The sequence below is a fragment of the Cytophagaceae bacterium ABcell3 genome, from assembly GCA_030913385.1.
Taxonomy (GTDB): domain Bacteria; phylum Bacteroidota; class Bacteroidia; order Cytophagales; family Cytophagaceae; genus ABcell3.
This window is the reverse complement of record CP133159.1, coordinates 178,898-202,705: the sequence shown is the minus strand read 5'-3', so window position 1 is coordinate 202,705 and position 23,808 is coordinate 178,898. Positions and strand designations below refer to the sequence as shown.

The following is a 23,808-nucleotide window of genomic DNA, read 5'->3' as shown; positions in this document are numbered from 1 at the left end:
TCGCCCCTTCGGGGCTCTAAAAAAGCCTGCATAGTTCAGTAGTGCCTATTTGTTATCGGCACCCACTGTATATGAAAGCCTTTTATTTGAACAAGCAAGAAAAGTAAGAAAGTGTGGCGGTAACATTGCGGGAAACACCCGTCAGTGTCCAAAGGGCTGACGACGTATCAGACTTTAAACCACCATTCATAAAAAAAGCCCCTCTTTGCTATCAAAGGAGGCTTTTTTTATTTATAACTACAGTGTTTTTAAGCTACTGAAGTAGTATTTAGCATTGACTCGTCACGTGCTTCAAGTTTTGATTCGCCCATGAGGAACTCATCCACATTTCTGGCAGCTTCTCTACCTTCAGCCATAGCCCATACAACTAACGACTGGCCTCTTCTCATATCACCAGCAGAGAAAATTTTCTTTTTGCTTGATTGATATGAGTCGTCACACTTCACGTTTCCTCTTTCATCATACTCAAGCTCTAGTTCGTTAAGCATGCCTTCGTGCTGAGGGTGAAGGAAACCAACTGCTAAAAGCGCTAGTTCGCAAGGAATTATTTTTTCAGTACCTTCAATTTCTACGTACTTAGGCATCTTTCCTGGCTCAGGCTTGTTCCATCCCATTTCGGCTACTTTTAGACCTGTTAAGTTGCCATTTTCATCACCCACAAACTCTTTGGTGAAGATAGACCATTTACGCTCACATCCTTCTTCATGGGAAGTAGATGTTCTGAGGATCATTGGCCATTGTGGCCAAGGAGTAGTGTCAGGTCTATCTACCGGAGGTTTAGGTAGAAGCTCTACTTGGGTAATGGATTTGGCACCATGTCTGTTAGAAGTTCCTACACAGTCAGCACCTGTGTCACCACCACCTATAACAATGACATTTTTATCAGTGGCCAATATATCTTCTGTGGTAACTTCCTTATTGCTAACGCGTCTGTTTTGTTGCGTTAGGAAGTCCATAGCAAAATGAACACCTTTTAGGTTTCTTCCAGGAATAGGAAGGTCTCTAGGCACCGTTGAGCCACCGCAAAGAACTATAGCATCAAAGTCGTTTAGAAGTTGCTTTACTTTCACATTCTTACCAACATTAGCGTTGGTTTTGAATACTACGCCTTCTTCTTCCATTAGTTTTACACGACGCTCAATGACCCATTTCTCAAGCTTGAAATCTGGGATACCATATCTTAAAAGGCCACCTATTTCATCTGCTCTTTCAAATACAGTCACCCAATGTCCAGCTTTGTTCAATTGGGCAGCGGCAGCCAAACCAGAAGGGCCAGAGCCTACAACCGCAACTTTTTTACCAGTACGTACAGAAGGTACTACAGGCTTAATTAATCCTTTTTTAAAGGCAGTCTCAACTATGTTCTTTTCAATTTCCTCAATTGTAACAGGAGGCTTGTTGATACCAAGAACACATGCTGCTTCACAAGGGGCAGGGCATATCCTACCGGTAAACTCAGGAAAGTTATTGGTAGATAGAAGTACTTGAATAGCCTCTTCCCAATTTCCTTCGTATACAGCGTCATTAAATTCAGGTATATTATTACCTAGTGGGCATCCGTTGTGGCAAAAAGGTACACCACAGTCCATGCATCTGCTTGCCTGCTTTTGTACGTTTTCTTCACCGAACTCTATATAGAGCTCTTTATAATCTTTTACCCTTTCTTTGGGATCCCTTTTTTGAGGGAGGTCCCTGTCAAATTCTAGAAATCCGGTTGGTTTACCCATGAATTAATACCTCCTTATTATCAGTTGACTCCTTTTGTTGTTGCTTTCTTTTTAACAATACGTTTTTGTAATCCGTTGGCATTACTTTGATGAAGTGCTTCACTTCTTCATCCCAGTTTTTAAGAATGCCTTCAGCTACGTCACTTCCAGTGTACTTGAAGTGGTTTTTGATAAGGTCTTTCAATAGTTCCAGATCTTCATTTTCCATTGGGTCAAATCCGATCATTTCCATATTGCAGCGCTCCTTAAACTTCTTGGCCTTATCGTAAATAAATGCCATACCTCCACTCATACCAGCGGCAAAGTTACGACCGGTTTCGCCAAGTATAACGGCGATACCACCTGTCATATATTCACAACCGTGATCTCCAACACCTTCTACCACTGCTTTTGCGCCAGAGTTTCTTACACAGAACCTCTCGCCAGCTTGTCCTCTGATGTATGCATCTCCAGAAGTAGCTCCGTAGAAGCAAACATTACCAACAATAATGTTATCCGAAGGGTTAAACTTGGACTCTTTTGGTGGGTACAGGATTAATGTAGAGCCTGACAAACCTTTACCAAAATAATCGTTTGCCTCACCTTCTAGTTCCATTTTGATACCAGGTGCAGTGAATGCGCCAAAGCTTTGTCCGGCAGAACCTTTAAACTTAAGGTGTATGGTGCCAGCAGGTAGGCCTTGTCCTTTATATTTTTTAGACACTTCGTTGGATAACATAGTTCCAGCGGAGCGGTCTATATTCGTTATTTTAAACTCTTTGGAAACCGGTTTCTGGTTCTCAAGTGCAGGTTTAGCAGCCTCTATTAGCGCATTGTCAAGAACTAGTTCTAGACCATGGTCTTGCTCTTCTTGCTTATAGATACCAACTTCAGGGTCTGCTTCTGCTTTGTAAAGGATACCAGAAAGATCCAGAGACTTATACTTCCAGTGGTTGATGTCATCTCTAATTGCCAGTTTATCAACTTGGCCTATCATTTCATCAACAGTTCTGAAGCCTAGCTCTGCCATTATTTCTCTAAGCTCAGTAGCTAAGAAAGTAAACAGGTTCACTACATGCTCAGGTTTTCCAGAGAATAAAGCCCTAAGTTCTTTGTTTTGAGTTGCTACACCTACCGGGCAAGTATTTAAGTGACACTTACGCATCATAATACATCCGGCGGTTACAAGGGCAGCCGTTGCTACACCCCACTCTTCAGCACCTAGAAGCGCAGCGATGGCAAGGTCGCGACCGGTTTTCATCTGACCGTCTGCCTGAACTGTAATTCTGCTTCTTAGTTTATTTTTTACCAATGTTTGGTGCGTCTCAGCCAAACCAAGCTCCCAAGGAAGACCTGCGTGACGGATAGAACTAATTGGAGAGGCTCCTGTTCCACCATCATGTCCAGAAATAAGTACTACATCGGCATGCGCTTTAGTAACACCAGCCGCAATGGTACCTACACCGGCCTCAGAAACTAGTTTTACATTTATTCTCGCCTCACGGTTTGAATTCTTAAGGTCGAAAATCAACTGTGCTAAGTCTTCAATAGAATAAATATCGTGGTGTGGAGGAGGAGAAATAAGTCCTACACCCGGGGTAGAGTGTCTTACCCTTCCTATCCAATCATCTACTTTATGTCCAGGAAGCTGACCACCTTCACCAGGCTTAGCACCTTGGGCCATTTTGATCTGAATTTCATCAGCATTGGCCAAATAGTAACTTGTTACACCAAAACGGCCTGAAGCTACCTGCTTAATGGCAGATCTTTCCCAATCGCCGTTTGGCTTTCTCTCAAATCTTATTTCGTCTTCTCCACCTTCTCCAGAGTTACTTTTACCACCAATTCTGTTCATGGCAATGGCCAAGGTAGTATGTGCTTCGTGAGATATTGAGCCAAAAGACATTGCACCTGTGGCAAATCTCTTGAATATATTCTCAATAGGCTCCACTTCTTCTAGTGGGATTGGTTCGTCCGCAGGCTTAAATTTGAGGAGACCTCTAAGTGTAGCAGCTTTGACACTTTGGTCGTTAACTAGCTTTGCGTATTTTTTATATACAGAATAGTCATTAGTCTTGGTAGACTGCTGTAATAGATGTATAGTTTGAGGGTTGAATAAGTGATACTCACCTCTTCTCTTCCACTGGTAAACCCCACCAACTTCCAATCTTGAATTTTGTATAGGTTTGGCTGGGAATGCCAACTTATGCTTGGTCAGTGCCTCTTTTGCAATTCCATCAAGGTTTAAACCTCCAATTCTTGATACTGTATTAGTAAAGTATTTGTCAATAACATCTTTGCTGATACCAAGCGCTTCGAAAATTTGTGCTCCCTGATAAGACTGTAGGGTAGAAATACCCATTTTAGAGAACACTTTAAGCAAGCCATTATTTACAGCTTTGATGTAATTGGCAAACAGTTTGTCTTCTGCAAGCTCAGAATCAATAAAGCCTTTGTTCTTAAGGTCTACAATTGATTCAAAAGTTAAATAAGGATTTACGGCAGAGGCGCCAAAGCTTATTAGCGTTGCAAAGTGGTGTACTTCCCATACATCGCCAGCTTCTACTACTATGCCTACTTTTCCTCTGTAACCTTTCTTGATTAGGTGATGGTGTACAGCAGAAGTGGCTAATAAAGAAGGCACAGGCGCATGGCTACTGTCTACATTTCTGTCAGAAAGCAGGATAATAGAATAACCATCCTCTACTGCGTCTGAAGCATAGTTACAGATTCTTGTAAGTGCTTTTTCAAGAGAGCCTAGCTGCCCGTCTGCTTTAAAGGTTATGTTGATCGTCTTAGTTTGGAAGTAAGACTGGTCTAGATAGCGTAGTTTTTCAAGATCTTTGTTAGTAAGCACAGGCTGCTTTAGCTCAACGATCTTGCAGTGCATAGGCGACTCTTCAAGAAGGTTAAGCGATCCGCCCACATAAGAAATAAGGGACATAACCATACGCTCCCTGATTGGGTCAATCGGAGGGTTGGTTACCTGGGCAAACAACTGCTTGAAATAGTTAGCTAAATGTTGACTTTGATCTGAAAGAATGGCCAGTGGAGTGTCTATACCCATAGAACCAATAGGTTCTTTGCCTGTTTCGGCCATTTCAGAAACAACAACTTTTAGGTCTTCTGTAGAATAACCAAAAGTTTGCTGTCTTTTAAGTAAGGTTTTTTCATCAGGCTGTTGGAAAGAACTTATAGCTTCTGGCAGCTCGTCCAGCTTAATTTTGTTCTTTAGCCAGTCTTTATATGGTTGCTTAGAGCAGATATCAGCTTTTAACTCTTCGTCGCTGATAATTCTACCTTGCTCAAGGTCTGCTACAAACATTCTTCCTGGTTGCAGCCTTCCTTTGGTAACTACTTTAGATTGGTCTACCTCAATAACTCCGGCCTCAGAGGCCATAATCACAGTATCGTCTTCTGTAACTACATATCTTGAAGGACGAAGTCCGTTTCTGTCAAGGGTAGCGCCTACTACTTTACCGTCAGTAAATGAAATAGAAGCAGGACCGTCCCATGGTTCCATAAGCGCAGCATGATATTCGTAGAATGCCCTTTTGGTGTCATTCATGTCATCATTACCGTCCCATGCTTCAGGCACCAGCATCATCATTACATGTGGTAGAGATCTTCCACTTAAAGTAAGAAGTTCTATAGCATTATCTAAGTTGGCGGAGTCAGACTGCGATGAGTCACAGATCGGACTTACCATGTCAAGCTCTTCTCTTGTAAAGTGCTTAGATTCGAAAGCAGCTTCTTGCGCTTTCATCCAGTTTACATTTCCCTTAACAGTGTTGATTTCACCATTGTGTGCTATATAACGGAAAGGCTGTGCCAGTTTCCAAGAAGGGAACGTATTAGTGGAAAACCTTGAGTGGACAACTGCTAGCGCAGAAACAACTTCGTCATGATGAAGGTCCAGGAAGTAAGGCCTTACCTGGTTTGTTGTAAGCTGTCCTTTATAAGTAATAGTCTTATAAGAAAGAGAAACAAAGTGGAATAGGTCTTTGATTGTCTTAGACTGTACAGACTCTCTAACAAGTCTGGTAACATAGTTTCTAAGAACGAATAATTTCCTTTCGAAATCTTCAGGGTCATTAATGTTGTCAGGCTTTTTAATAAAAACCTGTTCCATCTGCGGCTCAACTGCCAAGGCACTTGGCCCAATGCCTTCAGTGCAAACTGGGAGTTTTCTGTAGCCAAGAAGTTGCATGCCGAGCTTTTCAATATTTCTGTTTAGAATAGCCCTACAGTCTTCACGCTCTTTCTCGTCTTTAGGAAAGAAAACCATTCCGACGCCATAATCTCCAAATGCCGGAAGCTTAATTCCTGATTTTACACATTCATCAACAAAAAACTCATGTGGCACTTGTATAAGTATACCTGCACCGTCTCCAGTGTTTGGTTCACAGCCACAGGCTCCTCTATGCTCCATTCTGGCGAGCATATGAAGCGCATCTTCTATAATTTTGTGTGATTTTCTTCCTTTCAGGTTAGCTACAAAGCCGATACCGCATGAGTCGTGCTCAAAGCTGGCATTGTACAATCCGGTATTATTTTGTTTCGTCATCAGGAATATTAATAAAGTTGTAGTTTTTTACCAGAATCCTTTTAGTTGTATCCGAACATGCTTATTGAGAAATAAGTTTCATGCTTGTTTTAGCATGCTGGACTTGTCAATATTGATAAGAATAGCCCTTTTCAGAAAAGGGTGTTTTACAAAAATACTTAAAGTTGAGTATAAATTGTAAGAATAAACCTATCTTTTTATTACATCTGCGTTAATTTTCTTCCTAAAATGCAAGAATAAATTAAATAGGTTATATTTTAACTTCTTTTACAAGGCTATTATTTTAAAAGTTGTAGTATTTTGTTTGAAAATTGTGGCTTTTTTTAATTTTTTGTGTCCTTTTTTTTAATCATTTCGGTAAGCTGGCTCCTTTATTATTAAAATAATCCATTATGATTTTAAGTAAGGCCTGCTGAATAATCAACATATAGTAAGGTCCGCAAACCCTTATATATATAATGTAATGGTGTGTGTGCTTCGAATGTGAGAACAAAAAGTATGTTGCTAGCCTAAAAGTGAATGTTAGATCAAACTTTCTTAATTTGCTTAGCACCGGAAATTATAAAATAGAATGATAGCGCCTGCGCCTATTATTTTTTTGGGTGGTTCTTCTTCATTAAAGATTGCCTGCATATAGATTTGGAAATCAAACCTTTTATTTTCAGGTCATCTGTAGCGTTCATTAAAAGTCATTCGAATCTATAAAAAGTACATAAAAATATTAGTATTTTATTGTTTTTTGCGCTATTTTAATAAAACATTTCAATGAGTATCCTTGTTTAAAAGCTGCTTTTAGGAAAATTATAATGTAATTTTTCTAATAATAAAGTTTGTTTTTCAGGGTTACCTTTGGTTTGTCTTAATGTATTTATGGGGCATTTAATTAATAGTGTTAATATATAATCATAAAATATGAGGCGAATATTTACTGGATGCTTTATGGCTTTGTTCATCGTGGTTAGTGCCGCAGTGAACTTAAAAGCTCAGACCGCAGAACATCCTTTTGCGCAAAACAGGACATTTTCACATGGTTTTATGCCTACCACCATTAGTGAAAGCCATGCCCAAACAGGCTATGAAGAATTTATGGATAGGTACTATCGGGAATGTTCAGGAGATAATTCAGCCAGGATCATAGAGCCGTCAAGGAATGACCGTACTGTTTCTGAGGGTATGGGTTATGGTATGCTATTGGCCGCCTACTATGGAGACAAAGAGAAGTTTGACAAGCTGTGGCGGTTTTACAGGAACAGGAGGAATGACAATGGCGTTATGCACTGGGAATATACTAACTGCACCAATTTGGTAGGCCGTAATGGCGCTACAGATGGAGACTTGGATGCTGCCATGGCTTTGGTTATAGCTACCTGCCAGTGGCCTAACAGCTCTCAGCCTTTCGATTACGAGCAAGATGCTACAAACCTTATAGCTGCTATTAGGCAACATGAGTTTACTACATGTAATGGCTTAATTGTTCAAAAACCTGGGGATGCTTTTGGAGGGTGTACATGTACCAACCCTTCGTATTTTTCTCCTGGATATTACCGTGCATTTGCTCAGTTTTCACCTAATGACGCAGATTTCTGGACCAAAGCAGCAGATGATTCTTATGTAACCCTTTTAGCCAATGCTAATTCAAATACAGGTTTAGTTTCTGCCTGGACTAACGCTACAGGTGGTGCGCCATCAGATTGTGGTGTAGCCGAAGGTGGTGGTGGCGATGCTGATACTTATCAATATGATGCCGCCAGGACCCCTTGGAGAATCGCAGTTGACTATCTTTGGTGGGGAACGCCTGAGGCTGGTGAGTGGCTACAAAAACTTACTTCTTGGGTTAATGCACCTGCGAGTGACCAAGGAGGATGGACTGGTGGAGGAGGTATAGCCAATATTACCAGTGGTTACCATAGAGACGGAAGACCGCTGAATACTTGGCGGAACTCGGCTTTCACAGGAGCCTTTGCATTGGCTGCCATGGCTACTAGCCAGGAAGATGCTGACAGTTTTCACGACTGGTGGATGCGTAACTCGGTTACTAGTGGTACCCCAGGGCCTGGTCAATTAGATGATGTGCCTTACTATCAGCATTCCCTTAAAGTATTATATATGTTCCTTTCTACAGGAAACTTCTGGTTCCCATGCTCTGAAGGACCTACATGTCAAGTGCCTGATCTTGGCGAAGATGTTTCCTTGTGCGGTACTTCTTCTGTTACTCTGCGCTCAGGTGTAGAAACTGGGGGTGACGTAAGGTTTACCTGGAGAAGAGGTAACACTGTACTGGTTCAGAGCTCTGCTACTGAAAACACTTTTTCCGCTAGCGAGCCAGGTACTTATTCTGTAACTGTGGAAGATGGTAATTGCAGTGAAACAGATGAAATTGAAGTTGCTTCAGAGTTAATTGCTCCTTCTTTTGGAGGAGAAAAGGAGCTTTGTGATCCAGCAGTTATCGATTTGACACCTCAAAATCTATCTACTTTTCCTGAAGGTACGACTTGGGAATGGCAAAAAGACGGCAGTGTTATAGCTGGCGAAACTGCATCTGTGCTCGAAAATGTGCGTAGAGCTGGCACGTATACATTGACTGCCAGTGTTGCAGGTTGTCCTTCTACCAGTGGTAGTGTGGAAGTTGTTTCAAATTTACCAACGCCTGTAGATGGTTGTCGTAGCACTCCTGGAGCGGTACAATTGAGCGTAGAGGGAGGAAATGGTCCTTTCTCATGGTATGCTAATAGTAGTGGTGGCGAAGCGCTGGGTACTGGCGAGACCTTTACTACACCTTCTATAAGTAGTAATACCACATATTATGTAGGACAAGGCGGTGTTTCTGTGACGGGATCAGTAGGGCCGGAATCACGATCATCTAGTGGTTGGAATGGAGCGATAAGTGATTATGATAGCTATAGGATTGTTTTTAATGCGGAAACTGCCTTTACTCTACACTCTGTGGTGGCTTACCCAATGAGCAATCAAGATATTACTGTCAGGGTTTTGGATAGCAATGGAGATATTATTGCTTCAAAAACCTTGGAGAATGTTTCTGGTGGTGACGCGCAAACGCTCGATCTTGAGTTTTCTATCCCTGAAGGCGATGGATATACGTTAGACGCTTATGGTACTACTGGGCAGCTGTGGATGGACGGCGATGGTGCAGGGCGTTCTTATCCTTATACCTTAGATGGTGTAGTTTCTATCGTAGGTACACAGCCTGGTTTTGCAGCAGGCAATGGTTGGTGGCTATATTTCTTTGATTGGACTGTAAGTACTGGCACCGGCTGTGCCAGGGTTCCTGTTGAGGCTAGGGTTGATCAAGATTGTGAAGATGCATGTGAAGAACCTGGGGATGCAGGAGATATTGAAGGGGAAAGGGAAGTGTGCAGCTCCGAAAGCAATGTTTCTTTTTCTGTGCCTGAAGTTTCTGGCGCGACTGAATATATTTGGACAGTGCCTAATGGTGCAACTATCGTAGAAGGTGAAAATACCCGCTCTATAGTTGTGGATTTTGGTACGAACGGTGGAACTATCTCTGTGGTTCCTACCAATGAGTGTGGTGAGGGGGCTATGGCTTCTATAACTGTGGATGTGAATACTGCCCCTGCTCGTCCTGGAACAATTACCGGAAGCAGTGAAGTATGTGAAGGTGAAACTGAAGTAAGGTATAGTGTAGCTAGCGTTTCTGGTGCTGATTCTTATGAGTGGGAGTTGCCTGCTGACGCATCTTTCTCATCAGGTCAGAACAGCAGAGAAATTTATGTCAACTTTGGAAATACAGGCGGCCAACTTTTTGTAAAAGCCGTTAACGAGTGTGGCGAGAGTAGGACAAGAAGTATAACTGTTAATACAGTAGACGGTCCTGCTACCCCAGATGCCGGAAGTGAGCAGTTTGTTGCGTCAGAAAGCGCTACTTTGGCTGCAACTTCGGATTATTCGGGGGTTTGGTCGAACGTTTCTGGAAGTGGGAATATCAGTAACCCAAATAGTTCGACTACAACTGTTTCAGGTTTAAGCGAGGGCGCAAATGTCTTTAGATTTACTGTGTCTACAACCTGTGGCGAAGCTTATGACGAGGTGGTGATCAATGTAGGGTCAGCGCCTGAGGTAGGTTCTATTGATGGGCCTGATGCTGTAGAGGCTGGGGTAAGCTATACATATAGTGTGGCCAATGTAAGCGGAGCTTCTTATGAATGGAGTGTTCCTTCTGGTGCTATTATAGAAAGTGGTCAGGGAACCAATACCATTAATGTGAGATTTAGTGATGGAACAAGTGGATCTGTAAGGGTAGAAGCCTCTAATGAGTTTGGCACTACTACCGAAACACTGCCAGTGAGCGTTGGCGGTGCACCTGCTATTGGTTCAGAGGTTGAAGGTCAAAACTATGTAATAGTAGGGGAAACTTATGAGTTCTCTGTACCTGATGTTGAAGGTACTGATTACGACTGGTCGCTACCGCCAGGTGCAACGCTTGTGGGTGGCCAAGGAACCAGTAGCATTTCTGTTGTTTTTGACGAGGGTGTTTCTGGCGAAGTTTCTGTTGTGGCGAGCAATGCCAATGGAAGCTCTACCGCTACTACTACTGTTACTTCAGGTTACTCGCCTACAGACGCTGATATTGATGGTGAATCTGATGTTGAGGCAAATAATACTTACACTTATACAGTGCCTCAGCAAGAAGGTGTAGATTATAACTGGTCTGTACCTGCGGGCGTAGACATTGTAAGTGGCCAAGGAACAAACAGCTTGACTGTGCAGGTTGGTGATAACGTTTCTGGTGATATAGCAGTGGATATGTCTAATAATTTTGGAAACACACATGCTAGTTTACATGTAAACACTTCTGAGCCTGAACCGGAAGAGCCGTCTGAAATTGAGGGTGTCGATGAACTGGAGGTTGGTGAGGAGTATACGTTTTCTGTTCCATATAATGAAGGCTCAGACTATGAGTGGACAGTACCAGAAGGTATAGAAATAGTGAGTGGGCAAGGCACTAATGAGATAACTGTAGTAGTTAGGGGTGAAGTTGATGGTGAAATTACAGTACGGGAGACTAGAGGTACGCAAAGCAGTACGGTGTCTATCAGTATAACAGCTATCAATACTACGAGTGTATCGGAAGCTACAGGAAGAGACAATATCAATATTTATCCTAATCCATATACTGAAACTGCTATATTGAGAATTAATACCGATACACAGGATCAGGTAAACGTACTGATTACAGACGCTAAAGGTACGGTGGTTGCCAGGGTAGAAGGGCAGTTTACTAATGAAGATATCATTGTAGGTAATGGACTTGCTTCTGGAATGTACTTTGTACAGGTTTCCTATGCTGGTAATGTTCAGGTGGTTAAGATGATTAAGTTCTAAATGATATAAAAATTTATTTAATGCCGGGAGAGCTTGCCTTTTCCGGCATTTTTTTTGCTAGTACTATTGTTATTCGTTTTCTTAGTGTTAAATTTACAATTTCAAGGGTAGTGTTTTAAATCTAGTAAAAAGTTTATATGAAGAAGTTTTACATTATTCCTGTGTTGGTGCTAATGTGTTTTGCAAATAAGACAAAGGCGCAAACAGGACATCAAGACAATTTCGAACAAGGGCTTTCTCAAGGATGGAATGGAGGCTCTCATTACCAGCTTTCTGTAGAAGATAACCAGCTAAAAGTAGTCGGGCAAGGAGCCGGGCCTGGTTATGAAAGCTTTTATTTGGATTTTCCAGAGTCTCTAGATTTATCTGAAAACCCGTATGTTCAGTTTAAAATTAAAAGTAATAGTGCTTTTATTTTGAGGGTTGATTTGCGTGATGATGTGGGTAATACTCAAGTGACTAATAGGTGGCCTATCAAACGTGTGGTTCGGGAAACGGAGGAGTTTACAGAGTATTTTTATGACTTCTCAGGAAAGTTTCGCCAATCTTACCCAAATCATAGTGATGTAAGCGCAGATAGAATTTCTCGTGTCGAGTTTCTTGTCAACCCTAACAGGGAAGCGTTTGAAGATACTTTTTATATAGATGATTTGAGAGTAGGTTCAGAGCATGATACTACATTGGCCAAGAAAAGGATCCGGTTAAATCAAATTGGTTTCTATCCTGAACAGGCAAAGAGAGCGGTAGTGGTGTCTCCTGAAGAGCATGCCGAGTTTAAAGTAATCAATGTAGAGGATGGGGAAGAAGTGTACAGTGGTAACTTGGAAGAGTCAAGGGTTTGGAATCCTTCGCAGGAGCTAGTCGGTCAGGCTGATTTTTCAGCTTTAGAGACACCTGGGAGGTATAAGTTATATGTGGAAGGTATAGGCAATTCCTATGAATTCTCTATAAAAGAGCAAGTGCACCATGGAGTCCTTAGAGCGGCTTTAAGGTCTTATTATCTGCAAAGGGCTTCTATTCCTATTGAAGAAGCTTATGCCGGCATTTATGCACGTCCGGCGGGTCACCCTGACCTTGAGGTAAAGATACATTCTTCAGCAGCAGACGCCAGTAGACCTGCAGAGTATGAAGTTTCTTCACCTGGTGGTTGGTATGATGCAGGTGATTATGGTAAGTATGTGGTCAATTCTGGCATTTCTACTTATTCTTTACTTTCAGCTTACGAAAATTATCCAGACTATTTTGATACGCTAGACCTAGGAATTCCTAAAATGCAAGGTGTTCCCGACCTTCTTAATGAAGCGCTCTACAATATTCGCTGGATGTTGACTATGCAGGATCCTAATGATGGTGGGGTATACCATAAGTTAACAAGCGAACGACATGATGGACACTTTATGCCTCACGAGGCAACCTTTCGCGCGGGAGCCCCTCAAAGGTATATGTTTAGAAAAAGTACGGCAGCTACCTTAAACTTTTCAGCAATTATGGCACAATCATATAGGATCTTTAACCTATATGAAGATGTATTGCCTGGTTTGGCTGATTCATGTATCAATGCATCTTTAAAAGCTTATCATTGGGCTGTAGAGAATCCTGAAGAGTATTTTAAAAACCCATCAGATCATGTTACGACAGGACAATATGCTGATGAAAACGTAGAAGACGAGTTTTCTTGGGCTAGTGCTGAATTGCTGGTAAGTACCCGCGATGAGCAGTTTGCCGAAAGGATTGTTTTTAGGAACATAAGGGTGCCGAGTTGGCAGAACACTGGTGCTTTAGCAATAACTACTTTAAATAAGTACATTGACCAAATGTCAGGTTTGGGGATTAGTAGTTCAGATGTTCGCAGCAGCCTGGTTAATGCAACAATGGCTTATGAAGGTGCGGTGACGAGAAACTTGTCAGCTTATCGTGTAGCTATGGGTGCTCGACATGGTGATTTTGTCTGGGGAAGTAATGCGTATGCTGGTAATCAAGGGCTGATTTTGCTAGAAACTTATCATAACTTAAATAACCAGAACTATTTTAATGCGGCATTGGCCAACCTTGACTATTTGCTTGGTCGTAATGGTGTAGGATATAGTTTTGTTACAAACTATGGTAGTATGACTCCTGCCAATCCGCATCATAGGATCTCAGCAAATGATGGAATAGCCCTCCCTGTGCCTGGATTGGTCGTTGGAGGGCCTCAGGTAGAAGACCATGAAGGTGATGGCCGTTGCCCTAAGTATCCATCAGATTATCCGGGGGCGGCTTATCATGATCTGTATTGTAGTTTTTCTACCAATGAAAATGCCATCAACTATAACTCAGCTTTTGTTGCACTTTGTGCTGGAATAGAAGCCATAGAAGCAGGTGCTCAAATCAATAGGTTGCCGCTCCCTGAGCCTAGAAAAGTCGTACTTGACACTGATAAGCCTTATGTAAAGCAGACGGTGAAAGTATACCCTAACCCGGTTGATGAGAATTTAAGTATTTCATTTTATTCAGAAGATCAGGTTTCCAGGGTTCAGGTGCTCGATGCAACAGGCAAAGTTCATTTGGAGGAAAATATCTCTGGCAGCGGAAATGTTCAATCTTCGTTAAATGTGTCCAGGCTTAATCCTGGAGTGTATATCATAAACCTTAGCAACGGAAGCGGTATTCAACATACCAAGTTCGTGAAGCAATAATAGTTAAGCCTGAAATTGCAATAGAAGTTTCTATTAAGTAGCAAAATCTATCGCATAACCCAGGTTAAAAAGCTATAACAAAAAAGGCTGTCCCTGTTAAGAGACAGCCTTTTTTAATGATTAAATTGGGTTTGCTTATTTTTCTGCCTTTTCTGCATATTCAGGGAATGTAACGGTATAAAGGTCTATCGCTTCCTGAATGATTTTATAAGCTTCTTCTCTATGAAGGAAGGTTTGTACCACTACCTGCTTTTGTTCTAGCTTTTTGTAGTCTTCAAAAAATCTTTTCATTTCAATGAGGGTATGAGGTGGAAGCTCTTCTATATCATTGATATGGTTTACAGACATATCATTTTTAGCTACAGCGATAATTTTATCATCTTTCTCGTTATCGTCTATCATTTGCATTACCCCTATAACTTTTGCTTCTATAAGGCACATTGGCACAACATCTATAGAGCAAATAACCAGTATATCTAAAGGATCCTGATCGTCACAATAGGTTTTTGGAATAAATCCATAGTTTGCAGGATAGTGTACTGCAGAGAATAAAACCCTGTCTAATTTAATTAATCCACTGTCTTTTTCCAGTTCATACTTCGCTTTCGATCCTTTAGGTATTTCTATTATACTTTGAACTGTACGTGGAGCGTCTTCCCCAAAAGGAACATTATGCCATGGATTCATACTATCACATTTATTTATTTAAAAAATTTTTGCCAAATATATAGGAAATTACTAAGATCTGCCTGAAGTCTGAGAAATAAAACTTCTACATTATGAAATTTTTTTATAAATATCTATGTTTGTACTTCAGATGCTCACTATGCGACTTCTATATATTACACGAATTTTAAGTATTTGTTTAATACTTTTCTCCCTAATGACATTCTCATTAGAGAAGGGACAGGTATTTTCAGGTATTTCGCATGTTGAGTCAGTCGTTTCAGATGAAGATACAGATTCCGGTCAACAGGAAAAAATTACCGAAGCTTCTATCGAAGCGGTAATACCATTTGTTTACGTTGATTTGGACAAATTGTTTTTCCATCTCATAGTCAAACCTTCTGAGCGCTTATCGGCGCATACTTTATATGAAGCTTGCCCTCAAATAACCGGCAAGTTCTTTAAAGTCCTCTTTAATTATATAATATCCCCTAATGCGCCCTGACGCAATACTTGCAGCTTTTTTACAGTAAAATAGCCTGTGTGAACTCTTTATTCGAGATTTAACTTAAGAATAAGTTGTCTCTTTACAAAATAGTATTTTTACAAAACAAGTATATTTATAATAATTAAGAATTATGCGAAATAAAGGTGCCATAATCGTTTTAACGGCCATAGTTTCCATACTATGTATTTACTTTTTGTCATTCTCGCTGGTCTCTAACAAGATTCAGAAGGATGCTGTCCGCTTTGCTACTACAGCAGACGGCGTGGTTGACTTCGCTAAGAAGCAAGAGTATTTGGACTCAATTTATAACGAGGTGGTTTTCTTGGGTTATACTTATCAAGAAATCAAGAAACACCAGCTTAAGCTTGGCCTTGACCTTCAGGGCGGTATGCACGTAACACTTGAAGTTTCTCCGGCTGACATCATCACTGCTTTGTCTGGAGATAGCAAAGATGCGGACTTCCGTGAGGCAATGAAGCGTACAAAGGAGCAAAAGCGTAACAGCCAAGAGAGCTTTAGTGCTTTGTTTCATAGAAATTTTAAAGAAGTTGCCCCAGAAAGAAATTTGGCTGAAATTTTTGCCAACCTTTCTACTAAAGGAAGAATTGAAAGAACGTCTTCTGATAGCGAGGTGCTGAGATATATCGATAGAGAAATTGATGATGCTATCGATCGTACCTTCCAGATTTTGAGGGCTAGGGTAGACCGCTTTGGTGTTGCTAACCCTAACATTCAAAGGGTTCAAGGTACTGGACGTTTGCAAGTAGAACTGCCTGGTGCTGACAATCCAGAGCGTGTGAGAAACTTGTTGTCTGGTGTTGCAAAACTTGAGTTTATGGAAGTTGTGCACCCTCAGGAGCTTCAGAATACTATTATCGCTATCAATGACTATTTGGTAGGGGTTGAAAAAGCTGAGAAAAAGTCTTCTGACAACAAAGAGGAAGACAAGGCTGCCGATGAGCTTTTAGGCGACGGCGCTGATGAACTTCTTGGTGATGACGAAGAGACTTTGGCTGGCGAGGGCGATACCCTTCAAGCTTCTGCTGAGGAAGACGGTGATGGGATTGAAGCTGATACTACAGAAGAGATGCAAACTTCTTCATTTGTATCAATGGCTAAGTCTATTTACCCTTTAATTTTCGCTCAGAAAGATACTGCAAAAGTTAACAGGATATTGGAAGACCCTAAAGTTAGGGCATTAATTCCTGGAAATGTCGCTTTCCTTTGGGAGAAGAATGCAGACGATGAGGGCAACATTGAACTAGTTCCTGTTAAGAAAGCACGTACTGGTCAAAATGCTCTTACTGGTGAGGTTATTACCGATGCTCGTTCTGATGTGTCAGAAAAAAGAGGCGAAGGTTTTGTGGTAACTATGTATATGAATGCAGAAGGTGCCAGAAAGTGGAGAAAGATGACTGCTGATGCCGCTAGTGAACTTCCTGCGGTACAAAGAAGAATTGCTATTGTATTAGACGGTGTGGTATTCTCTGCGCCTACCGTACAAAGTGAGATTGGTAACGGTATTTCTCAAATTACCGGTAACTTCTCTCAGGATGAGTCTAGAGACCTTGCTAATGTATTGAAAGCTGGTAAGCTCCCTGCCCCTGCTCGTATTGTAGAGGAAGGTATTATTGGGCCAACGTTAGGTCAAGAAGCAATTAGCCAAGGGTTGATATCTTCTGTGGCGGGTATGGTGCTTGTAGTGGTGTTTATGTTCATGTATTATGGCAAGGGTGGAGCAGTTGCTAACCTAGCGCTTGTCTTTAACATCTTCTTTATACTGGGGCTTTTGGCTCAGCTATCAGCAGCGCTTACATTGCCAGGTATTGCAGGTATCGTACTTACAATGGGTATGGCGGTCGATGCCAACGTACTTATATTTGAACGTATTAGAGAAGAGCTCAGGTCTGGCAAAAAGATCACGCAAGCCATTGCTGAAGGTTATAGAAAAGCATTTAGCTCTATATTTGACGCAAACTTGACCACTGCCTTGATTGGTATTATCCTATTCTGGTTAGGTTCAGGACCGGTTCAAGGCTTTGCTACTACATTGGTTATAGGTATATTCTGTTCATTCTTTACAGCAGTGTTTGTTACAAGGGTTATTCTTGTATGGCTTGACAAGAAAGGTAAACTTTCTGAGTCTTCATTCGATACTTCGATTTCGAGAGGTTTGTTTAAGACTCCAAACTTCAACTTTATTGGAGGTAGAAAGAAGGCCTACTTGTTCTCTTCAGCAGTTATCACGGTAGGTGTTGTGGCTATTTTGGTCAAAGGCCTTACTCTTGGTGTTGACTTCAAAGGTGGTCGCTCATACATTGTATCTTTTGATAGCCCGGTAGTAGCCTCTGAAATCAAGTCGCATTTAATGGGTAGCTTTGACAACAAAGGTACAGAGGTTAAATCTTTTGGAGATAACTCTACTGTTAAGATCACAACTAGTTATTTGATAGATGAAGAATCAACCGATGCAGATGCTAAAGTGCTTAGTGCATTAAACGCTGGACTTACCGAGTTTGGGGGAGAGAATCCTCAGGTACTAGGTTCGTCTAAGGTTGGAGCTACCATCGCTGACGACATTAAGAGAAGCTCTGCCATATCTATTGTACTGTCTTTGATAGCCATATTTATTTATGTATTTATCAGATTTAAGAAGTGGCAGTTCTCTTTGGGTGGTTTGGTAGCTTTGGCACACGATGTGTTAATTGTTATCGCTATCTTTGGTATTGTTGAGCTGTTAGGTTTCTCTTTTGAGATCGACCAGATATTTATCGCAGCACTACTGACCATTATTGGTTACTCTATTAACGATACAGTGGTTGTGTTTGACAGGGTTAGGGAAAACCTACACTTGAACCCTAAAGGTGAAATGGGTGCTGTTATGAACAAAGCACTAAATGACACCTTGAGCAGGACTGTTATTACTGCGGTAACTGTATTGTTTGTGGCTGTTGTGTTGTTTGTCTTTGGTGGTGAAGTGTTGAGAGGTTTCTCTTTGGTGCTTATTATCGGTACGATTTTTGGTACTTATTCATCTCTTTTCATTGCAACTCCATTGGTCTTAGACCTTGACAATAAAACCGATGTTCGGGACTCGCTAGCTAAAAAAGAAGCAGTGCCAACCGAAACTGCTAAAGCATAATAATTTAAAAGGCTACTCATTTTGGGTAGCCTTTTTTTCTGATATTGGGTATTTTCTAATAAGCAGAAATGCGTAGCTTTACACAGGTTACAATCCTTGATTTTTGCACTATTTTTTATTTTTCTTATAAATCCATTAATTTAGCTTTAGTTAAACATGAGACATTCGTAAGACTTCTGTTGTGTGACCATGCATCTTAAGTCAGCCTTTTTGCTTGTAATGTGCATGTTGACCATCACATTGCTGGTCAATTTCCTGACCTTTCTGTTATGGCCGATCTGTCTGAAGTCTATTTTGTTTTATATGCTCGTGTGCTTGCAATGTTGTGAATTTAGCTTCTATGAAAATAACGTTAAGGACTTTATTTGTTTTTGTTATCTTTAGTGTCTCCACAATTTTCCTGCTTAAGGCAGAAGAAAATCAAGAGAACTTACTTTTTGTAAATGAAGCCAACTATAAGGTCAGTATATTTCTTGGCTTGGAAGGGGAAGGGCAGTATCCTGATACATTATTGCCGGAGCATAGACCTGCTTTTTACCATTTGCAAGGTGGCGAGTCTTTAAATATTTCCAGTGGTGATGGTTGGCAGAATGTACTTTCCGAACTGCCTCACAATACCCTCAGTATATATGTGCTAAGCACGGATACCCTTGTAAACTACTCTTGGGACGATATACGAGAAGGCTATAATATATTGAAAAGGATAGATGTTGGGCTTGATGAACTTGAAGCTACCGGCTATACGGTTTATTTTCCCGAAGAGCTTACCTTAGACGAGCGTATCAACCGTGCGCTGGGCCCAGTAACAGCTTTGGTGTCTACTATAGTATTTTTCCCTGCTAGTCCTGATAACCATAAAGCACCTTTTGTTCTGTTTTGGCTGGTTGGTGCGGCGATATTTTTTACCATTTTCATGAAATTTATCAATATACGTTCTTTTGGCCATGCAATAGCCATTGTCAGGGGGGTGTATGATAATCCAAATGATGAAGGGGAGGTTAACCATTTCCAAGCCTTGGCTACGGCATTGTCCGGTACGGTAGGTTTAGGAAATATAGCAGGTGTTGCCGTTGCTATTAGTCTCGGAGGCCCTGGGGCAACTCTTTGGATGGTGTTGGCTGGTTTTCTGGGTATGACATCGAAGTTCTTGGAATGTACGCTTGGGGTTAAATACCGTATAGAAAATCCTGACGGCTCAGTTTCAGGTGGCCCCATGTATTACTTACGGAAAGGACTTGCCAAGCGCGGATGGGTAGTAACAGGTAGGGTATTGGCAGCATTTTTTGCCATTATGTGTGTAGGAGGCTCTTTGGGTGGGGGGAATATGTTCCAAGGCAACCAAGCTGCGCGACAAGTAATCAATATTACCGGTGGCGAGAACAGTATATTTGCAGGTTCTGCATGGATTATTGGTATAATCATGGCCATATTAGTAGCTCTGGTAATCATAGGAGGAATCAAGTCTATTGCCCGTGTTACGGAGAAAATTGTACCTTTCATGTGTGGTATCTATGTGCTGGGGGCTTTGGCAGTATTGGTTGTGAATTTTAATATCTTGCCAGAGACCGTTATGACCATATTAAGAGGGGCCTTTCAGCCAGATGCAGCTTATGGTGGTGTGGTTGGCGTACTTATTATGGGCTTTAAGAGGGCTGCTTTCTCCAATGAAGCCGGTATAGGCTCTGCATCTATTGCCCACTCTGCTGTTAAAACCAACGAGCCAGTAAGCGAGGGTATAGTAGCATTACTTGAACCTTTCATTGATACCGTAGTAATATGCTCTATTTCGGCCTTGGCTATCGTTAGTACGGGGCAATATTTGGATGTGGCAGGCTCTGATACTACGGTGGGTATATCTTTGACTTCTGCGGCTTTCGAAACAGTTATCTGGTGGTTCCCATTTGTTCTGTCTATTGCTGTTATTTTATTTGCTTTCTCTACCATGTTATCTTGGTCATATTATGGCCTTAAAAGCTGGACTTATTTGTTTGGGCCATCCAAAGCATCCGACTATAGCTATAAGTTTATATTCTGCTTATTTATCGTAATAGGTTCTTCTATGAGTCTTGGCAATGTAATCGAGTTTTCAGATGCCATGATCTTTGCTATGTCTTTCCCTAATATTTTGGGCATGTATATTTTGGCTCCTGAAGTAAAGAGGGATTTACAATATTATTTTCACCGTATTAAGACAGGGGAAATTAAGAGGTATAAATAAGAAAAACGGTTTCATTCATGTTAAGGCTGGAAGTGGATGTTTAGGTTAAGCCAATGGGTAAGATCGTGATGTCCGAGATGATACTAGACTGACAACAGTGTTTCTCGTTTCCTCCTTATTTCCATACATGGCTTGGCGATGATAAATTCGCATTGCTTTTTTGTAGAAGTGAAGGGCACATGTTGCCCTCGGGCAGGTCTCTCTCCTGTATTTTTAGTTGAATATTAATGTCATAAACACAACCTTGGTAAGTGTTTTTCCGAATACTTCATTTTCTTTGGATTTGTGCTATGCTATGAAAAATGGAAATGGAGTAAATAAGGCTGTGAAGGTAAGACAGATCTTTGCCAAAAGACCTAAGAAATTCTATGAGGTTCAGTCCAATACGGCTTCTAGGATTCTTGCGGATCCTATTCTTACCACTTCACTTATTTTTATAGCCCTTTCCGTACTCGTTTTTTTGCTGACCTTTCCTTATTTTCAAGATGACCCTGTAGAGTATTTTAAGAGTATACTTATTGAAGCGCACGGGATGCTTTTTGACGTGGGAGTAATAGGGATATTGCTGTATTGGTTGAATAAAAAGGGGGAGAAGAAGATAAGGGTACAACATTACCAAGATGAAATTGACGATATACGGCTTTGGAAGTCAGAGGAGGCTGGTTTTAAAATATTGGGAAACATCAAAAGGCTTCTTCGGGAAAACGTTCGAAAATTGGATTTGCACCAGTGCTATCTGAGAAATGTGAAATTAAGTTTTGCGGACCTTCATGAATCAAACTTTAACAATGCCGACCTGGCCAATTCTGTGCTGAACGAAACAATATTTTCTGGTTCGAGAATGAACTATATTAATCTAGAGGGCTCTTCTTTAAATAAGTCAAATCTTGAATCATGTTATTTGAATGCGGCTAATTTATCTTCTGTACGCGGCATTAAAACAATCTTTAAAAATAGCCTGCTGATCAAAGCCAATTTTGACAGTGCTTTTTTTGTAGAAGCAGACTTCAGTGGCTGTGACATGTCTGGGGCGAACTTTGACAATGTAAGCTTTTATAGAACGGACTTTACTAATGCCAGTGGGCTAACTGCAGATCAGTTCAAAAAAGTTAAGCACCTGAACAAGCCGATAATGGATAAAGGCTTATATGCTCAGGTACTTGAAAAGTTTCCGCATTTGTTGACTAAAGCGTATAAAGCTTAACCTTTGCTAGGGTTTTTAATGTCAATACTCAGCTCTTTTAACTGGGTTGCGTCTATTGGCGCCGGAGAGTCGATCATTACGTCTCTTCCTGAATTGTTTTTAGGAAAAGCTATATAGTCCCTTATGGTGTCAGAACCTCCAAAAAGTGCACATAACCTATCAAAGCCAAGCGCAATTCCACCGTGTGGCGGTGCACCGTATTCAAATGCTTCTAACAAGAAACCGAACTGTGCCTGTGCCTCTTCTTTGGTAAAGCCAAGCCTGTCGAACATCATTTCCTGAATTTTCTTATCGTGGATCCTGATGGAACCGCCGCCTATTTCAACACCGTTGATTACTAAGTCATATGCATTGGCTCTTACTTGACCTGCTGCATGCTCCAAGTGTTCTATATCTTCTGCTTTAGGTGAAGTGAAAGGGTGGTGCATTGCATACCACCTGTTGGTGTCCTCGTCCCATTCGAGAAGCGGGAAATCAGTTACCCACAGAATGCTATACTTGTCTTTGTCCCTCAAGCCAAGCCTTGTGCCCATTTCCAGGCGCAGTTCATTAAGGGCTGCCCTTGTTTTGTTTGCCTCTCCGGCAAGGATGAGCAGCATATCCCCTTTTTCTGCCCCAAATTGCTCGCCCCATTTTTGGAGGTCTTCTGGGCTAAAGAATTTGTCAACCGAAGACTTTATCGTCCCGTCTTCATTGAACTTGACATATACAAGCCCTTGTGCACCAACTTGAGGGCGTTTTACAAAGTTTGTCAGTTCGTCTACCTGTTTACGGGTATAGCTTGCACAACCTTTGGCACAAATGCCCACTACTAGTTCGGCATTGTCAAAAACACCAAACCCTTTTCCTTGCGCTACATCGTTCAGTTCAGAGAAGCGCATTTCAAAGCGGGTGTCAGGCTTGTCACTACCATAGTATTTCATGGCATCGGCATAGGGCATTCTTGGGATCTCGCCTATGTCCATGCCTTTTACATTTTTAAAGAGCCTTCTTATTAAGCCTTCAAAAATTTCTGTTATGTCTTCTTGGTCAACAAAGGCAAGTTCGCAGTCTATTTGGGTGAACTCTGGTTGACGGTCTGCCCGGAGGTCTTCGTCACGGAAACATTTCACAATTTGATAGTAGCGGTCAAAGCCAGAAACCATCAACAACTGCTTGAATGTTTGAGGTGATTGAGGCAGTGCATAAAATTCTCCTGGGTTAAGTCTTGAAGGAACCACAAAGTCACGTGCCCCTTCTGGTGTAGATTTGATCAAAACAGGAGTTTCTACTTCCATGAAATCTTGTTCGTCCAAGTACCTTCTGGTTTCTTTTGCCAACTGGTGCCTTAGTTCCAAGTTTTTCCTTACTACACTTCTCCTTAAGTCCAGATAGCGGTACTTCATGCGCAGTTCATCGCCACCGTCTGTTTCGTCTTCAATAATAAATGGAGGTATTTTGGCAGCATTGAGGATTTCTATATCTTCTGCCAGCACCTCTATGTCTCCTGTAGGTATTTTAGGGTTTTTAGAAACCCTTTCTATAATTTTGCCTGAAGCTTTTATCACAAACTCCCTGTTCAACGACCTGGCAGCCTCTATTACCTTGGGGGCTGATTTTTTTTCTTCAATGAGCAATTGTGTAATGCCATAGCGGTCTCTGAGGTCAATCCAGATCATGCCGCCTTTGTCTCTGATTCTTTGTACCCATCCACAGAGTACAGTTTCTTTATTTACATCGGCTATTCTTAATTCGCCGCAGGTATGGGTTCTGAGCATATTT

Annotated in this window: 10 protein-coding genes; 6 read left to right on the top strand and 4 right to left on the bottom strand. The window is 41.4% G+C overall.

The genetic code is table 11. From position 1 onward, the window contains the following. Nucleotides 1–248 precede the first annotated feature (248 nt). Both RCC89_00965 and gltB read right to left on the bottom strand, forming a co-directional pair. Nucleotides 249–1,727, bottom strand: a complete 1,479-nt coding sequence (locus RCC89_00965; protein ID WMJ71746.1) for a glutamate synthase subunit beta — start codon at nt 1,725–1,727, stop codon at nt 249–251. Next, on the bottom strand, nt 1,720–6,273 hold the full coding sequence (gltB, locus tag RCC89_00960; protein WMJ71745.1) for a glutamate synthase large subunit: 4,554 nt from the start codon (nt 6,271–6,273) through the stop codon (nt 1,720–1,722). The genes RCC89_00965 and gltB overlap by 8 nt, the downstream gene beginning before the upstream one ends. A 912-nt stretch (nt 6,274–7,185) precedes the next feature. Here gltB and RCC89_00955 point away from each other — a divergent pair. Further along, nucleotides 7,186–11,634 (top strand): glycosyl hydrolase family 8, encoded by a 4,449-nt coding sequence (locus tag RCC89_00955; GenBank protein WMJ71744.1) that lies wholly within the window; start codon nt 7,186–7,188, stop codon nt 11,632–11,634. 137 nt (nt 11,635–11,771) lie between these two features. Further along, the gene (locus RCC89_00950; protein WMJ71743.1) at nt 11,772–14,309 is read left to right on the top strand and encodes a glycoside hydrolase family 9 protein; all 2,538 of its coding nucleotides are present in this window, start codon (nt 11,772–11,774) and stop codon (nt 14,307–14,309) included. A gap of 135 nt (nt 14,310–14,444) precedes the next feature. Here the strand turns inward: RCC89_00950 and RCC89_00945 are convergent, their stop codons facing one another. Beyond that, on the bottom strand, nt 14,445–14,996 hold the full coding sequence (locus tag RCC89_00945; protein ID WMJ71742.1) for an inorganic diphosphatase: 552 nt from the start codon (nt 14,994–14,996) through the stop codon (nt 14,445–14,447). A 196-nt stretch (nt 14,997–15,192) separates the two neighbouring features. Here RCC89_00945 and RCC89_00940 point away from each other — a divergent pair, with 196 nt between their 5' ends. From RCC89_00940 to RCC89_00925, 4 genes are all read left to right on the top strand, one after another. After that, nucleotides 15,193–15,480, top strand: a complete 288-nt coding sequence (locus RCC89_00940; GenBank protein WMJ71741.1) for a hypothetical protein — start codon at nt 15,193–15,195, stop codon at nt 15,478–15,480. Between the two features lie 133 nt (nt 15,481–15,613). Then, on the top strand, nt 15,614–18,625 hold the full coding sequence (gene secDF, locus RCC89_00935; protein ID WMJ71740.1) for a protein translocase subunit SecDF: 3,012 nt from the start codon (nt 15,614–15,616) through the stop codon (nt 18,623–18,625). A gap of 340 nt (nt 18,626–18,965) precedes the next feature. Continuing rightward, nucleotides 18,966–20,843, top strand: coding sequence for an alanine/glycine:cation symporter family protein (locus RCC89_00930; GenBank protein WMJ71739.1), 1,878 nt, complete (start codon nt 18,966–18,968; stop codon nt 20,841–20,843). 295 nt (nt 20,844–21,138) lie between these two features. Then, nucleotides 21,139–22,047, top strand: coding sequence for a pentapeptide repeat-containing protein (locus RCC89_00925; GenBank protein ID WMJ71738.1), 909 nt, complete (start codon nt 21,139–21,141; stop codon nt 22,045–22,047). Here the strand turns inward: RCC89_00925 and aspS are convergent. Further along, nucleotides 22,044–23,804 (bottom strand): aspartate--tRNA ligase, encoded by a 1,761-nt coding sequence (aspS, locus tag RCC89_00920; protein WMJ71737.1) that lies wholly within the window; start codon nt 23,802–23,804, stop codon nt 22,044–22,046. The genes RCC89_00925 and aspS overlap by 4 nt on opposite strands. Between the last annotated feature and the right edge of the window lie 4 nt (nt 23,805–23,808).

What these genes read in the sequence shown, in the direction of transcription:
- RCC89_00965 (WMJ71746.1), bottom strand. Translation starts at nt 1,727, where the DNA reads ATGGGTAAACCAACCGGATTTCTAGAATTTGACAGGGACCTCCCTCAA.
- RCC89_00950 (WMJ71743.1), top strand. Translation starts at nt 11,772, where the DNA reads ATGAAGAAGTTTTACATTATTCCTGTGTTGGTGCTAATGTGTTTTGCA.
- RCC89_00925 (WMJ71738.1), top strand. Translation starts at nt 21,139, where the DNA reads ATGAAAAATGGAAATGGAGTAAATAAGGCTGTGAAGGTAAGACAGATC.
- gltB (WMJ71745.1), bottom strand. Translation starts at nt 6,273, where the DNA reads ATGACGAAACAAAATAATACCGGATTGTACAATGCCAGCTTTGAGCAC.
- aspS (WMJ71737.1), bottom strand. Translation starts at nt 23,804, where the DNA reads ATGCTCAGAACCCATACCTGCGGCGAATTAAGAATAGCCGATGTAAAT.
- RCC89_00930 (WMJ71739.1), top strand. Translation starts at nt 18,966, where the DNA reads ATGAAAATAACGTTAAGGACTTTATTTGTTTTTGTTATCTTTAGTGTC.
- RCC89_00940 (WMJ71741.1), top strand. Translation starts at nt 15,193, where the DNA reads ATGACATTCTCATTAGAGAAGGGACAGGTATTTTCAGGTATTTCGCAT.
- RCC89_00945 (WMJ71742.1), bottom strand. Translation starts at nt 14,996, where the DNA reads ATGAATCCATGGCATAATGTTCCTTTTGGGGAAGACGCTCCACGTACA.
- RCC89_00955 (WMJ71744.1), top strand. Translation starts at nt 7,186, where the DNA reads ATGAGGCGAATATTTACTGGATGCTTTATGGCTTTGTTCATCGTGGTT.
- secDF (WMJ71740.1), top strand. Translation starts at nt 15,614, where the DNA reads ATGCGAAATAAAGGTGCCATAATCGTTTTAACGGCCATAGTTTCCATA.